Consider the following 15,716-nt stretch of genomic DNA (forward strand, 5'->3'; position numbering starts at 1 on the left):
TAATTCTTAACTCGTTATCCTTCACTTCCTGTACACCCCTCCGGCAGACGTCTCAGGGTCATAATCCTCACCTTCGGCAGGAAACGACGGTATAAATCTCATCTGTTGCTCTATCTGCCTGCGGCGTTTCTTCATATACGCGCTCGGAGCCGCAGAGCTGAATCTCAACGGATTGGGCAACGTTGCGGCTATCAAAGCACACTCGCTACGGAACAGGTCGGCGGCATTCTTGCCGAAATTATCGCGCGCCACGGCTTCAACGCCGTATATTCCAGGCCCCATCTCGATTGAGTTGAGATACACTTCCATTATCCTTTGCTTGCTCCACATAAACTCTATGAGTACGGTAAAATAAGCCTCAAGCCCCTTGCGTACCCACGAACGGCCCGGCCATAGAAACACATTCTTGGCCGTCTGCTGCGATATGGTGCTGCCGCCGCGTATCTTTCCGCCCTTAAGGTTGCTCATTGCGGCCTTTTCTATTGCCTCGTAATCAAACCCGTGGTGCAGCAGGAAGCGCTGGTCCTCACTCGCCATCACGGCTACAGGCATGTGGCGTGATATCTTTTCAAGCGGCACCCAATGGTGGTGCAACTTTACACTTTCGCCATCCTTTACCTGCTCAAGGCAGCGGATAAACATCAGGGGCGTGAAGTACACGGGAATGAAACGTAAAGCTACAACAGCAAGAATGGTGGAGCCGAAGAAGGCAACCACCACCCAACGAATTATTTTACCTATTATATTAATTCGTACCATTACTTATATGTAACCGGCGTATAGGCCGCAGACAGGCAAAAGGACGCCTTGCCGACGGAACATTCACCTGCACATCATGCCGTCGCAGGGTATATGCCGCATGCGGACTCTTGCCTGCCTGCACCGATACACCATATCCGCTAATATCAGTTCAACGTGCCGGCGTTGGCTGCGTCAATCATTTCCTGGCTTGCGTAGAGATAAACTTCCACGCGACGGTTTTGCTCGCGTCCGGCTTCAGTACTGTTATCGGCTACGGGATTGCTTTCGCCCATACCTTCAACAGCCTGTATCTGGTCTGATGCCGCTCCGCAAGCCAACAAATATGATGCCACGCTTTGGGCGCGCTCTTGCGACAAATCCAGGTTCTTCTTCACGCTTTGCTCTGCCGTAGAGTTCTTCCAGCCTTGGTTGTCAGTATATCCGTATACGTTTACGTCAACCGTAGAGTTCTTCTTCAATACGTTGTTCGCGAATTTGCTCAATGACGATTTTGCAGAAGAGCTGAGGCTCGAGCTGCCTGTGGTAAACAGAATTCCCGAATCGAACGTCACCTTTACGGCTTTCAGTCCGTTCTTGTCCGTTACCTCCTCAACCGTAGCTTCCTCGGCAAGCTGAGCCTCTGTCTCAGCCTTAACCTTGTCCATATGCTTACCTATGAGCGCTCCCGTTCCTGCGCCTACGGCAGCGCCTACAACTGCGCCTACGGCCGTGTTGCCGGCTATCTTGCCTATAACTCCTCCTACGAAGGTACCCGCGCCCGTACCGATGAGGGCGCCCGTGCCGGTCTTGGTGCTGCAACTCAATACAAGGGCGGCACACAATCCGAGTGTTATAACCTTTAACTTCTTCATAACCTTTTTAAGTTTATAGTTTAAAATCATTACAAAAGTACAATTTTTCCGCCATTCCGCAAGTAAACATAAAGATGATTTATCATAAAAATTCTTATAAAACGGAATTATGTAAACAAAACTCGGCAATATAGAACAATTTTGACGAGGCAAATGTCTTTAACTCCTTAGCAGCCGCAGGGAGCGAAGTTTCCTTGAGCGAAGCGAAAAAACTACTGTTGCTTCTTTAGTTACTGATGAATGCGAGCTTTGCGGACATTCCATTTTACATAATGCTTGCTCAACAGGCAAGTATACTTACATCTTGACTTTTCATGACGCTTCATTTTCGCGTTATCCTGGAAACTAAATTCCGTGGGCGTGAATATGCGAGTTTCAAGTGTGCAACCGTAACTGCCTGGCGCAATGAACAATATAACGCGACGGCACAAACATGTGCATGAAAATCGACTCGCAATAAAACAAAATATGGCCTATTGAGCTGAAAAAGACGGCCTTCGTGAATGCAAAAAGCCGTCCACAACAAGCCAATAAACCGTCTTCTACAAGATAAATTGCTGTATTTTGCTTTATTATTTACCGAAATATCGGACACAAAACAGCATTACATGTAACAAAAAGAACAACTTACTTACAGCTGAAAACTCTATTCCGGATGAAAAACCGTACATTAGCTGAAAAGCATTTTGCAATATATTGTTATGAAGAACATTACATTATGACACGCCGCCTCAGCTAAAAGCCGCCTTCGCCAACAATCCTTGAGCCGCCGACAATAAATCATACACCAGACAAAAAACGGCGTTATACCGCCATCCGGATTTGAAGTGTCCGATTAACGAATGCAATACGATGATACAACTTACATTAACCGTTAAATGACATATATATCTGCCGGACATTACGAAAGTGGCCGGATTATTTCAATATTCGGCAAAAAATGTGTAAGTTTGCACACAAATTAACAAAAACAAGCATTTATATCATGGCTAAAGAATTAAAAGACCTTACCAAAAGAGCTGACAATTACAGTCAGTGGTATAACGACTTGGTAACTAAGGCTGACCTTGCCGAGCAGTCTGCCGTGCGCGGTTGCATGGTTATCAAGCCTTACGGCTACGCTATATGGGAAAAGATGCAGCACCAGCTTGACAAGATGTTCAAGGAGACCGGCGCACAGAACGCATACTTCCCCCTGCTTATCCCTAAATCATTCCTTTCGAGGGAGGCCGAGCATGTTGAGGGCTTTGCCAAGGAATGTGCCGTTGTAACCCACTACCGCCTGCGCGCTAAGGAGGACAAGAGCGGCGTAGAGGTTGACCCCGCGGCTAAACTCGAGGAGGAGCTCATCATCCGCCCTACTTCCGAAACGATAATATGGAACACGTACAAGAACTGGATACATTCTTACCGCGACCTGCCTTTGATGTGCAACCAATGGTGTAACGTAATGCGCTGGGAGATGCGTACGCGCCCGTTCCTGCGCACGTCGGAATTCCTTTGGCAGGAAGGTCACACGGCACATGCCACCCGCGAGGAGGCTGAAGAGGAAGCACAGAAGATGCTCCACGTATACGCAGAGTTTGCGGAGAAGTGGATGGCTGTGCCCGTTGTGCAGGGAGTAAAGAGCGAGACCGAACGCTTCGCAGGTGCCCTCAACACTTACACTATCGAAGCTATGATGCAGGACGGCAAGGCTTTGCAGAGCGGTACGAGCCATTTCCTCGGCCAGAACTTCGCCAAAGCGTTCGACGTGACTTACCTCAACAAGGAGAACAAACCCGAATACGTGTGGGCAACGTCGTGGGGAGTTTCCACCCGACTCATCGGCGCGCTTATCATGACCCATTCAGACGATAACGGACTGGTATTGCCGCCTATGCTCGCGCCTATCCAGGTGGTCATCATCCCCATCACCAAGGGAGCTGAGCAGATGGCCGCAATAACCGAGAAGCTTACGCCGGTAATCGACGCCTTGCGTGCCGCTGGCATATCGGTTAAGTATGATAATGCCGACAACAAGCGTCCCGGATTCAAGTTCGCAGACTACGAGCTGAAGGGCGTTCCCGTGCGTCTTGTCATGGGTGGACGCGACTTTGAGAACAACACGCTCGAAATCATGCGCCGTGACACTCTCGAGAAAGAAACCGTACCAATGGACGGTATCGTTGAACGTGTCGAAGCCTTGCTGAAAGACATTCAGGCAAACATGTTCGAGAAGGCCAAGGCTTATCGTGACGCACGTATCTATGAGTGCGATAATTACGACGAGTTTAAGGAGCGCATCAAGGACGGTGGATTCTTCCTCTGCCATTGGGACGGCACGGCCGAGACCGAAGCACGTATCAAGGAAGAAACCCAGGCAACTATACGTTGCGTGCCGTTCGGCGTAGAGCAGACTCCCGGAGTTGACATGGTATCAGGGAAACCTGCCACACAACGTGTCATAATAGCAAGAAGCTACTAAGGTAATTAAGAATTAAGAGTTAAGAATTAAGAAAAAATGCCACGTGTATTGATTTATGGGCAAGAGTGTTTTTCTTAATTCTTAACTCTTAATTCTTAATTATATATTGTAAAATTATTCAGTTATGGGCTTGTTTGCCGAGATTGTTGTAAAACTGTTCAATCTCGTTTCGCCAAGACAATGCGTAATGTGCGGATGCAGACTGGCAGCAGGCGAGAATGTGATATGCACGGCATGCAACTTTGACTTGCCGCGTACGGGATACTCGGCAAATCCGTATGACAACGAAATGGCCCGCCTGTTCTGGTGGCGTATACATATAGAACGTGCCGCGGCCTTATTCTTTTACAGGGCACATTCAGACTCAAGCAAAATTATATACTCACTCAAATACCTCGGACATCCCGAAGTCGGTGAACAGATGGGGCGAATGGTTGCCGAGGAATTCATGCCCGATGGTTTTTTCAACGGCATTGACGCAATATTGCCTATACCGCTGGCAAGGAAACGGCAATTGTCTCGCGGATACAACCAGAGCATGGAGATAGCACGCGGAGTAAGCGAAATTACCCACTTGCCCGTAATAAAAAATGCCGTAAAAAGAAAATCTTTCTCCGCAAGTCAGACACACTTGAACCGATGGCAGAGAAACGATAACGTTAAGGACGTGTTTATCCTTAAAAACAACAAGCCTCTTGAAGGAAAGCATATACTGATAATAGACGATGTGGTTACTACCGGCGCAACAATAATATCATGTGCCAATGAACTGAATAAAGGAGGAGCTGAAAAGTTCAGCGTGCTTTCGTTGGGATTCACCAAATAAAAAATAAAAGGTAAAAGGGTGAAAAAGTAAAAAGATAAAAACATCATTGTCAAAATAACATCACATGATTAATTTTTACCTTTTTACTTTTTTACCCTTTTACCTTTTACTTAATGTCTTCCAAATCAGAATATTTCCTATGTCCTTTAGCGTAATATTGCCATAGAATGGAATGCCTATATATGCCGGTAACACTGTCAACCGTACGTTTGGATTGTATCCCGGCCCTGATTTCACGGTATTCCGGAAGCCATGCCTTAAACGCTCTCCGCCCGTTGATTATGGCCTTAAAGTCACCAATCCTACCCGAAACAAGCGCCTGCATGGCGGCAACATAATCGAGCAATGCACGCATACGCATTATGGAACGCAACTCTTCATCAGGCAAGTTCTTATAAAGCATGGTCAAATTATTTCGGAAATTCAGGTACGTCTTCATTGGATTGTTCTTAGGCAACGTTCCTCCTCCTATATGATAAACGTAACTATCGGGTACACAGAAAATCTTTCTACCCATCAAACGCAAGCGCCAGCACAGGTCAATCTCTTCACTATGAGCGAAAAAACGCGCGTCGAAACCGCCTGCTTGCCTGAAATCCGCCGACCTTACCATCATGCACGCACCTGTTGCCCATAATATTTCAGACTCATAATCATATTGTCCGTTATCGTTTTCAACAGTGTCGAATATCCTGCCTCGGCAAAATGGATAACCGTATCTGTCAAGAAAACCGCCACAGGCTCCGGCATATTCAAAGGCGTCACGGTTGCCCTCTGACAATAATTTAGGTTGGCAGGCCGCAACGTCAGGATTATTATCCATGAATTCCGTCAATGGAGTAAGCCAATGATGTGATACCTCAACGTCAGAATTGAGCAGCACATAATATTCAGCCTCAATATGTTCCAAAGCCCTGTTATAACCATCCGCGAAGCCGTAGTTCTTATCCAGAACAATAAGACGCACCTCGGGGAAATGCCGCTTAAGCACTTCCAAAGAATTGTCGGTCGACGCATTGTCTGCCACATAGACAACAGCTTCGTCACGCGAATAGTCCAACACGTTGGGAAGAAAACGCGTAAGCATCTTTACGCCGTTCCAATTCAAGATTACAATCGCGGTTTTATCCATGTCAAAGTATTGCTTTTAACGCTGTTTTATTATAGTTGAAATCACCCAAACGTACATTGACGAGCTGGTTGTCAAGTCTGTCATTGTCTGGAGACGGCGGCAATTCCACTCGTATATAGTTCTTAGTGAATCCATGCATGGCCTTCCCGCTCGCGGCTTTCTCGAACAACACTTCAGCCTCCTTGCCTATATGCTGGCGGTAAAAAGCCTCTGTCTTCTCGTCAGAAAGGTCAAGCAAGCGCTTGCTTCTCCGCTTCTTGTCCTGGTCCGGAACAATGTACGGTATTTTAAGGGCAGCAGTTCCCGGGCGTTCTGAATAAGGAAATACATGCAACTGGGTGACATCCAACGATTTAAGGAAATCGTAAGTTTCCTCGAACAGTTCAGGTTTTTCTCCTCTGGTGCCCACCATTACGTCTACGCCAATAAACGCATCAGGCATTGTATCCTTGATAAGCTTGATTTTATGAGCGAACAACGCGCTGTCATAACGCCTGTGCATGAGGCGCAGCACCTCGTCGGAACCGCTCTGGAGAGGGATATGAAAATGTGGCATGAACGCCCTGCTGTGGGCACAATACTCGATAAGCTCATCATCGAGAAGGTCAGGCTCAATGCTGCTTATACGATACCTGCTAATGCCTTCAACCTTGTCCAAGGCTTTTACGAGGTCTATGAAACGCTCATTCGTGGTCTCGCCGAAATCACCTATATTCACACCGGTAAGCACTATCTCCTTACCACCTTCCTCTGCGGCCTGACGTGCCTGGGCAACAAGCGAGTCTATACTCGGATTACGGCTGAATCCGCGGGCATAAGGAATGGTGCAATATGTACAGAAATAGTTGCATCCGTCCTGCACTTTAAGGAAATATCGTGTGCGGTTGCCACGCGAACAGCTCGGGGCAAACGTCTTTATGTCTTTCGTTTTCTCTGTATGGTAACGATGAAGTGACGTCACTGAACGTCCACATGACCACGCTTCAGAGAGAAACTGTATTAGGTCTGCCTTCTCGTTAGCTCCCAACACGAGGTCGACTCCGTCTATTCCGCTCACCGTCTCGGGCTTTAGCTGGGCATAACACCCCGTCACCACGACGAAGGCTCCAGGATTCTCGCGCACCATGCGGTGTATAGCCTGACGGCATTTGTGGTCGGCTACCTCCGTAACCGAACAGGTATTTATAATACATATATCGGCATCACGCTCAACGGTACGCACTCCCATCTCTTCAAGAATGCGTCCGAAAGTGGATGTCTCGGAGAAATTCAACTTACAGCCAAGAGTAAAATAAGCTGCGGTCTTACCCTGAAAGGCGGATGTATCTATCATATTTATCGTAATACTAACGGCCGAAACACTCATGACTTCAGGCCGTCAGGACTTGTTTACCTTATTATATAATATAAGAACGGTGAACTACGCCAAAACAGAAAAATATTTCCTGCATAACGAACCATTTTTATCAACGGCAAAGGTACTAAAAAAAGTCGATATAAGTGTCGTTCAACAACATTTCTTAAGGCCACACAAAGATTTAACAGTCGTTAGCACTTTATATCTCCCTGATTATCAGCGACTTGCAAAAAAGTTACAAAATACCCCTAAAAAATTAACCTAAAAAGAGAACAACGTATTAAAAAAATACTTACCTTTGCAACGTTTTAATAAACAAATGATTGTTTTACAGATTTAAAAAGCAAAGAAAATGAAAAAGTTAGTTTTAATGTTCGTAGCTATCGCAGCTATTTCATTCGCATCTTGTGGTAACAAAACAGCTCAGGCTGACGCAGTAGATTCAACAGCTAACGACACTGCAGTTGTTGATACTCTGGCTGCTGACACAGTTGCTGCTGATTCTGTTGCTGCTGATTCTGTTGCTGAATAATTAGCTACAACAGTAAAAGAGAAAAGGCCGTAGGACATTGTCCTACGGTTTTTTGTTTATATACGGCTGGACGGTTGGCCAAAGAGCAGTTGCGCATCATAGGTTAGCAATTGCCCGTAATAGGGTATGTCGAGAATAAGGAAAAAACAATACGCATAACCAGCCTAATACAATTAAATTACGAAAGGCCGTCTTTCACAATGTGAAAGACGGCCTTTCGGCTTGCAATAAACGGCCTTTTACCTCACAAAAAGCCGCGTATTGAATAGCATGCCGCAAGCTATGCACAGGCAAAAACACGATTACCGGCCTATGCCTTAATTCTTCATGATACCCGTATCATTGCGTGTCTTTATTGCGTTTCTTCTTATTTCCTCACGCTTTCGCCCCTTAGACAACCGCCATGTAACACGGAAAGTCAGCATATTGCCCATCTCTCCGCTATACATACGCTGCATCTTGTGGACAAAGCGGTTAAGTTGTTCGGTATTATACAGACGCACTTCGTCCTGGAAGCAATGTTGCCAGAACATCGAAAGCGTAAAGTTACCCATCTTGTACGACGCCGTAAGATAATAAAAGAAGGGCGACTTTGATTTTGACTCGCCTTCAAGAAAGTTCCAACCGTTATCCACGTTAGCCGTGAGCGACAACTTTCCGAGGTACGCCTGGGCACCTGCCGACCAGTTGAACGCCGTGTAATGGTGTTTATAATCGTCGCCGTAATTGAGGAAACGGTACACTCCGGCCTGCAAGTTAAACGACAACTTGCCCGGCAGAGCATCATAACTTGTATAGTTGCTGACAAAGAACATGTTGATTTTTCGTTGGTTTGCGCGTGACGATATGAACGTTACCGTACCGTCTGCATCGGCAACACGGTCAATACGGGCCATTGAACAATGTGGCATCATACGGTAATATACCATCATCTGGGTGTAGAACGACGGGTATTGCAGAGACATCGTAAGTTCGTTTTCAATTTCTTTGTTGATACGGAGCGACGGGTTTCCGACCGTAACTTCCATTTCGTTATTGCGCACTATTACGTCTCCAAGGTAAGCGAGACGAGGCGGATGTTGACCCATCGTAAAGTTATAGCTTATGCGGAAGGGCTGCCACGGAGAGTAAGCGAGCTGAACCTGGGGGCGGAAAAGCCAATATCCGTAGCGCTCCGAGGCCTGACGGTAATGGTAACGGCTTGCCCCAAGGCCGAGCATATACGAGAATTTACTTACCCGCCCGGCTATTTGGGCAAACCCATAGATATTGTCATTGCGGATTGAATTGTCCGTTGCAACGTCGCCTCCGTACTCGGTCGAGCTATATTCGTTGAAATATTTAAGTCCCGCGGACAACGTAAACGGACTCAGGCGGTTTTCGTAAATCAGTTCACCACCCAACAAATGGCTGTTCCCCGTCGAATTATACGAGTACGGTGAGGCGCCTCCGTAAGCGTAATTGTAATCCGAATTGGCGTAATTACCTGTTAAGTTGGCGGTTATGCTCTGGCGTTTCGTCAGGCTATATTTGAAATAAACATCAAGAAACGCCGACGATGTATTGTCCGTTGACCCGATAGGAAAAGTCTCTGTTACGCCACCGCTCTGCTCTGTACGTATCCTCGAGTTTTCAGGTATGCGTGAAAGCGTACCTTCGAGAGTAGTTTGCAGGGTATAGCGGGCCGAGTCAACAAGGCTATATTGCAACTGGAGATCGTGCGAGATTGTGCTTTGGCGATAGCCGGTGTCGGTGCGGCGCACGGTAGTAACACTATTGTCGGGCATCAGGTAGTCGGCCGTTTCCTCGTAACACAGGTCATTCGTGCGGTTATATCCGAACGAATAATGTAGTCCAAGCTCGTGCCTGCCCTTATTGAACTTGGCAAACACATCCTCGTTATTGCGCATACTGGTGACGCTCTGCATGGCTTCCGCGCCGACGTAATAACCGCTTTGCGTCCTTTCCACGACTATGTTGATAACGAAATCAACATCATCGCCATAACGCGCACCGGCATTCTGAATGTAGTCTACATACTTAACGTTGTCCATGTCAAGCGCAATAAGGTCGCTCGTCGTGGCGATGATGTCATTAATCCTTACCTGCAATTTACCCAAAGTAGCAGGTACGGATATGCTCCTCATCACTTCGTTGACCGAAACGTTAGGCAACGCAAGCCGCGCGAGCAGGCCATAGGCATTGGTAGAGTTGGCCTTTTGCTCTTTCGTAGGAAAAAGGCGGAGCGCATTGTCCTTGTTCTTAACGCGCGAAGTGCGCACCACAACCTCGTCAAGCGCCACCGAATCTTTCACATACTTGCCGTCATCGTCCTTCCCTTTTGTGTTCTGTGCAGATACGCCACACGGCATAATGACGGACAATAAGAATAAAAACAGAACTTTCATCTTTGCTTTTTTCGTGCAAAGATATAATCAACGGTTACATAATGCGCAATTATCAGGCTGACAAGTGTCTGACATTTACCTGACAAGAGCTTTTTTGCTAATTGAGAATGGAGTGTAAAGAATGGAGAATTACGATTTGCCCTGTTGGATACCAAGCAAAAAGAGTAACCATAAACCTCCATTCTTTACTATTGATTCTCAATCGGAATAGCCGCTCTTAATTATCAACCTGTAGGCACGTCCACGCTCACCCTCAATCTGCAAGTTGGTATTCTGTTCAACAACACGTTTCAAGCGGCGTATCAACGTGTAGAGAGTCTCGCTCGCATCGTCCTTGCCGGGCCATAACATTTGGCATATTTCAGACTTGTCGAGCTTATGTCCTTCAGACTTGAAAAACATCTCCATAAGCTCAAGCTGCATCGGGGTAAACCTTACTTCTTCATTTTCCATGTTGTAAAAAGTCCTGCTGGCCACGTCAAGACGCAAGTTTCCAACGCAACAATGCCCCTGGTTCAAAACCTCTACGGCCCTACCCGTACGCTTATAACGCAATGTAAACATAGCCCAAAGCACGGCCATGAAGCACAAAGTGAAAGGCAGCTTTTGGTCGGAAAGGCTGAATACGGTGGCAAACGAACAATCGGCATTAGCACGGAAGGCAACGGCTACATTTACGTTGCGGGCTAAACCAGACTTCATCAATACCGTATCTCCACTCACTCCGGCCGCATCATGCCATACGTCTGTCGACTCCCTACCATCGTCAAGGACGGCAAACGAGATATAAGACTTATCGCGAAGCTCAGGTATAGACAGGCTTTCACTAAAATACTTGTCATGCAATAACATGGCAACAGGCGTTGCCGACGCGCTCTGAAGCTCTCGGCATACACGTATCGTGTCAGCCGTCACCCACTCGTTGCCCTTCTCGGCCAACGCACGTACGAGCGCCCGGTTAAGCTCTGACACGATCCTGCCACGCGCATCGATATAGTTACCCATACCGGATATCACCGACGAAGCGAGCAACACCACAAAAACAACTATTGAAAAATATGCCTTCATAATTTATCCCTGCTACTTTCGTGTTATGTTATATAAAACAAAAATCCCCACAAAGATAGGAATTTACGGACGAAAAAACAACACGACAAGGCTTTTTCACATAAAATAAGAATCCCCGAAAGCCTCTTGAGCCTTCGGGGATTCGTATAATAAACTTGCTTTACAGTGCGAAAATTACTCTTCTACAGGAGCTTCCTCTGCCTTGCTAGCCTCCTCTGCAGGAGCCTCTACGGGTGCTTCGGCCTCAGCCTTGGGCTCCTCAACGGCAGGAGCTGCGTTCTCTGCTACAACCTTTACGGGCAACTCGAAAAGAACTTCCTTGTGGAAGTGGATGGTTGCAACATAGTCACCAACCTTCTTTGCATCGTGCATAGTGATGATCTTGCGGTCGATGTCAAAGCCCTTCTTCTGGAGTTCTGCCGCTACGGTATTGGCGGTAACGGCTCCGTAAGCGACACCGTTCGCGCTAACCTTAACAGCTATCTCGATAGCAACGTCCTTCAAAGCCTCTGCCTTCTTCTCTGCCTCTGCCTTGATAGCGGCAAGCTTGTGTGCCTGCTGCTTAAGGTTCTCGGCCAGAACTTTCTTTGCTGAAGCGGAAGCGATAACGCCCTTACCGGTAGGGATAAGGTAGTTACGGCCGTATCCAGACTTTACGTTAACTATATCGTTCTTGAATCCCAAGCCGATAATATCTTCTTTCAGTATTATTTCCATGTCGTATCTCCTCCTTAATTATTTCAACAAATCGGTTACATAAGGAAGCAACGCTATCTGGCGAGCGCGCTTAACGGCCTGAGCCACACGGCGCTGATACTTCAGGGATGTTCCGGTGATTCGGCGGGGCAATATCTTGCCCTGCTCGTTCAAAAACTTCTTGAGGAACTCTGGGTCCTTATAATCGATGTACTTGATACCGCTCTTCTTGAAACGGCAATACTTCTTCCTCTTCGTGTCTACCGAAGGAGGGGTCAAATATCTGATTTCTGATTCCTGTGCCATGATTAAGCCTCCTCTTTTTTAGCTAATTTGTTTCTTCTCTTCTCGGCATACTGTACGGCGTACTTGTCGAGCTTGACGGTCATGAAGCGGATTACCTTCTCGTCGCGGCGGTATCCGGTCTCGAGCGTCTTGATAACTTCGGGCTCTGCCTTGAACTCAATCAGGCAATAAAAACCTGTTGACTTCTTCTGAATAGCATAAGCCATCTTCTTCAATCCCCAGGTCTCCTCGTTCAGGATTTCCGCTCCTTTATCGGTAAGCAGGTTTCTGAACTTTGCGACCGTTTCCTTCATCTGTTCATCAGACAAAACGGGAGTTAAAATGAAAACGGTTTCGTATTGATTCATACTACTTAAAAATGATTTGATTAATACTTTGCAAAAATGCGGTGCAAAGGTACACTTTTCGGTTCGAACTACCACTATATATTATGTGTAAGAATGTAACTTTTAACTTATTTTACATTTTTACGGCTCATATCTTTGTTTTTTTAAATGATCATCAGGTAGAATGAAGGGATTTTATCCGTACTTTTGCACACCGAACAATACGTCGCGTCATGAAGAAATATATAAACAAATCAGGGTTTGCCATGGTCTGCCTCGGGGCCCTGTCGCTTATTATAGGGTATCCGCTTGGCTGGACCGACCATAACGCCATGCTCTTATCGGCGGCAGGAATGATAATCGCAGGAGTCGTGGCACATGTATATTTCCTGAAGAAAGATAGCAAGTATTAACGTGAAAGACGGTCTTTCACGCTCCGATAAGCCGTCTTTCGCACGCTAAAAGGCCGCCTTTCGCATCGTAAAAGGCGGCCTTTCATAATGTATTGAATATCAAGACTTTCTGACAACGGAATTTATATGTGCAACTGGAGGTCTATTCCGGCCTGCACGGGGTTGCCCCTTTGGGCGAACCAAAGCTCGCGTCCCGACGCCGAACTGCTGAAGGCGAAAGTGGCGAAGCGCGTGTTGGTAACGTTACGGCACCATAGACGCACTACCGTATTGCCCCATTGCACTCCGGCGTGAAGCCCCAACAGGGCATAGAACGGCTGCTTTGTAGTGTTGGCCTCATCCCAATATATCGGCCCCTGGGCGGTAACGTCGGCTCCGACAATTATCGAGCGCGACGAACTACGGGCCAGCGGGAAACGCATATCGGCACGCGCGCTGATGGTATGCCCTGGCACAAACGGGATACGGTTGCCCTCATAGCTAACGGTATTGCCGTCGTCAGTTTCGCTATACTCGGTAAACGTCGCACGTGTGTAGGCGTAAGTAGCCGCCCATGAAAGGCGGTTGTCTATCGCGCTCCCACGCAACGCCGCCTCGAAACCAAGGCTACGGCTGCGCCCGGCATTGACCATCATACGGCCGAAGCCATAATCACCGGCCATCACGGACAATTGCTGGTTGCGTATCGTCATATAATATGCCGCAAGATCCGCCTGCATCATGCCCCCGAAGAGGTTAAGATGCGCTCCGACCTCATAATTCCAGCTCTCCTCGGGCTTGTAGGTTATGGTATTGTTCACGCGCGCGTAATCCTCGTCGGTATGCGTCACCTCGTAATCACCGGCCATTGCGTTCGACGAGTTGGCGGTAAGCTCGGACTGGAGAATGTCCGAAAACATCTGAATGTTATACCCTCCGGCACGGTAACCCTTGCTTACGGTAGCATAGATGTTACTTCCCGAGCGGTCTACCGTATAACTCAGCCCCACCTTGGGCAATAATTGTCCGTAGTCATCGTGTACTTCCCTCAACAGAGCCGATGTAAGGGTATTTGTGGCCGAAGCCCCCATGACGTTCGCCGTTACGGCCATCGAGGCGCTCGTATCGTATGACAGGTTCACACGATTGTAATCATACCTTAGGCCGAGGGTCAAGTTAAGGCGAGGTACAAGCCTTATGTTCGACTCATGGTAAATGCCGACGTTGGCCTGCGGGGTATGGAACAATGCCGGTACCGACATGCTTACGTCCGCCGATACGCCTCCGGCCTGCTCGATGGCATTGGCCGCCATACCTTCAGCCACGCTCTGCGGCATGCCCGCCGACGTCATCCGGTCGACCATGGCCTGATAGATCGCCGCGTACATCGCCGAGCCGATACCCGTTGATATACGGCTGGTAAAATCATCGTCGAAATACACCGGAGCCGAAGTCCTAAGCCATTGGTAAGCGAAATACACACCTGAGGAATGCTGCCAGGCGGCGTCTCCTGAACTCTTTAACGTAAGTTCCTGCGTCAGGGCGTTCATCATCTGGCGCTGGCATAAGTGCATATAGTCTTGCGGAAGATAGTCCTGGTCCATGTCCATGCAATCTTTCAAGAACTGATAGCTGGTCTGCGACGTCAGCGTAAGCCCGTCCGCATTATATACGAGGCCAAGCCCTGCGTTGAACATATTGCGGCGATAGCCGTTTGGACGGTTGGTTGAGGGCGCGGAAATGTCACGCGTATCCGCATCGTACACTCCGTAAGGGAAAGCCTCTTGACGCGCATACTGGTAATCGGCAACGAGGTTTAGCGTGAAACGTGTAGTCGGTTGCCAGATGAAATTTGCCTTTCCGCCCGCCTCGTCAGAAGTATCGGCACGCCTCCCCGTGGTGGAATTACGGAAAAAACCGTTCTGCCCGGTATAGAATCCGGCCACGGAGAAACCAATATTGTCGGCCATGTCATGGTAATGGGCGAACTCTATGTTACGGTAGAAATGCGTCCCCACCCCTACCCTGATATCCGTACCACGGTACTTCATCGGATTTTTAGAATAGAGGCGTACCAGTCCGCCTTCCGTATTCATTCCGTAAAGCGTGCCTTGCGGACCGCGCAACACATCTATACGGTCTATCTGGTAAGCATGAAAATTATACGAATTCTTGCTGACAAGAGGAATACCGTCAACATATATACCGACGGCAGGATTGTTTACGCGCGACCCGATACCCCGCACATACACCGACGACGTAAGGCGAGAGCCGTAAGACGGCATGACAAACGAGGGCACGTAAGCCGAGAGGTCGCCAAGATCACGCACGCCAAGGTTACCAAGGTCGCGCCCGGTGAATACCGACGAGCTCAACGGTTGTTGCCTAAGGCTCAACACTTCCTTTGGTTGCGAAACAACTACTACCTCGTCAAGGTCGACCACACGTGAAGTATCCACTATACCACCAACCCGTTCTGCCGTATTCACACCTGTCAGGCCTTCTAAGGAAAAGACCGGGCAAGAAGCCGGAGAACCGGCACGGGATTCTACATGTACGGCTGAAAAAAACAAGACCGAAACCAACAAGGAAG

Annotated in this window: 14 protein-coding genes; 4 read left to right on the plus strand and 10 right to left on the minus strand. The window is 47.9% G+C overall.

The annotated features are described in order from the left end of the window. Positions 1–21: 21 nt before the first annotated feature. Positions 22–759, minus strand: a complete 738-nt coding sequence (mtgA, locus tag H6A34_RS04505) for a monofunctional biosynthetic peptidoglycan transglycosylase (protein WP_205103735.1) — start codon at positions 757–759, stop codon at positions 22–24. Positions 760–905: 146 nt separating this feature from the next. After that, positions 906–1,613, minus strand: a complete 708-nt coding sequence (locus tag H6A34_RS04510) for a YiaD family glycine zipper/OmpA-like lipoprotein (protein ID WP_021949238.1) — start codon at positions 1,611–1,613, stop codon at positions 906–908. A gap of 985 nt (positions 1,614–2,598) precedes the next feature. Between H6A34_RS04510 and proS the strand changes: the two genes are divergently transcribed. Both proS and H6A34_RS04520 read left to right on the plus strand, forming a co-directional pair. Beyond that, complete coding sequence (proS, locus tag H6A34_RS04515; RefSeq protein WP_021949239.1) at positions 2,599–4,080, plus strand: proline--tRNA ligase; 1,482 nt, start codon at positions 2,599–2,601, stop codon at positions 4,078–4,080. A gap of 124 nt (positions 4,081–4,204) precedes the next feature. Next, positions 4,205–4,906 (plus strand): ComF family protein, encoded by a 702-nt coding sequence (locus tag H6A34_RS04520; RefSeq protein WP_205103737.1) that lies wholly within the window; start codon positions 4,205–4,207, stop codon positions 4,904–4,906. 106 nt (positions 4,907–5,012) lie between these two features. Here the strand turns inward: H6A34_RS04520 and H6A34_RS04525 are convergent, their stop codons facing one another. After that, positions 5,013–6,038 carry a glycosyltransferase family 2 protein gene (locus tag H6A34_RS04525; protein WP_205103739.1) on the minus strand — a complete coding sequence of 342 codons (1,026 nt, stop codon included), beginning with the start codon at positions 6,036–6,038 and terminating at the stop codon, positions 5,013–5,015. A 1-nt stretch (position 6,039) separates the two neighbouring features. Continuing rightward, positions 6,040–7,371, minus strand: a complete 1,332-nt coding sequence (gene mtaB / locus H6A34_RS04530) for a tRNA (N(6)-L-threonylcarbamoyladenosine(37)-C(2))-methylthiotransferase MtaB (protein WP_205103741.1) — start codon at positions 7,369–7,371, stop codon at positions 6,040–6,042. A gap of 376 nt (positions 7,372–7,747) precedes the next feature. On the opposite strand from mtaB, the gene H6A34_RS04535 reads away from it, so the two are divergent. Continuing rightward, positions 7,748–7,927: a PG1828 family lipoprotein gene (locus H6A34_RS04535; protein ID WP_205103743.1), complete on the plus strand. Its 180-nt coding sequence runs from the start codon at positions 7,748–7,750 to the stop codon at positions 7,925–7,927. A 317-nt stretch (positions 7,928–8,244) separates the two neighbouring features. Here H6A34_RS04535 and H6A34_RS04540 read toward each other — a convergent pair whose 3' ends face one another. The 5 genes from H6A34_RS04540 to rpsF form a co-directional block, all read right to left on the minus strand. Further along, a complete protein-coding gene (locus H6A34_RS04540; protein ID WP_205103745.1) occupies positions 8,245–10,335 on the minus strand; it encodes a TonB-dependent receptor in 2,091 nt (696 codons plus the stop codon). A gap of 198 nt (positions 10,336–10,533) precedes the next feature. Then, positions 10,534–11,403: a winged helix-turn-helix domain-containing protein gene (locus H6A34_RS04545; protein ID WP_205103747.1), complete on the minus strand. Its 870-nt coding sequence runs from the start codon at positions 11,401–11,403 to the stop codon at positions 10,534–10,536. A gap of 174 nt (positions 11,404–11,577) precedes the next feature. Further along, positions 11,578–12,120, minus strand: coding sequence for a 50S ribosomal protein L9 (gene rplI, locus H6A34_RS04550; protein ID WP_205103749.1), 543 nt, complete (start codon positions 12,118–12,120; stop codon positions 11,578–11,580). 18 nt (positions 12,121–12,138) lie between these two features. Then, complete coding sequence (gene rpsR, locus H6A34_RS04555) at positions 12,139–12,408, minus strand: 30S ribosomal protein S18 (protein WP_477395978.1); 270 nt, start codon at positions 12,406–12,408, stop codon at positions 12,139–12,141. Further along, positions 12,408–12,752, minus strand: a complete 345-nt coding sequence (rpsF, locus tag H6A34_RS04560; protein ID WP_021949250.1) for a 30S ribosomal protein S6 — start codon at positions 12,750–12,752, stop codon at positions 12,408–12,410. The genes rpsR and rpsF overlap by 1 nt, the downstream gene beginning before the upstream one ends. Positions 12,753–12,964: 212 nt before the next feature. Here rpsF and H6A34_RS04565 point away from each other — a divergent pair, with 212 nt between their 5' ends. Continuing rightward, complete coding sequence (locus H6A34_RS04565; RefSeq protein WP_205103751.1) at positions 12,965–13,144, plus strand: hypothetical protein; 180 nt, start codon at positions 12,965–12,967, stop codon at positions 13,142–13,144. Between the two features lie 122 nt (positions 13,145–13,266). Here H6A34_RS04565 and H6A34_RS04570 read toward each other — a convergent pair whose 3' ends face one another. Next, a complete protein-coding gene (locus tag H6A34_RS04570) occupies positions 13,267–15,612 on the minus strand; it encodes a TonB-dependent receptor (RefSeq protein ID WP_338088626.1) in 2,346 nt (781 codons plus the stop codon). Positions 15,613–15,716 lie beyond the last annotated feature (104 nt).

The sequence above is a fragment of the Marseilla massiliensis genome, from assembly GCF_016899855.1.
GTDB lineage: Bacteria > Bacteroidota > Bacteroidia > Bacteroidales > Bacteroidaceae > Prevotella.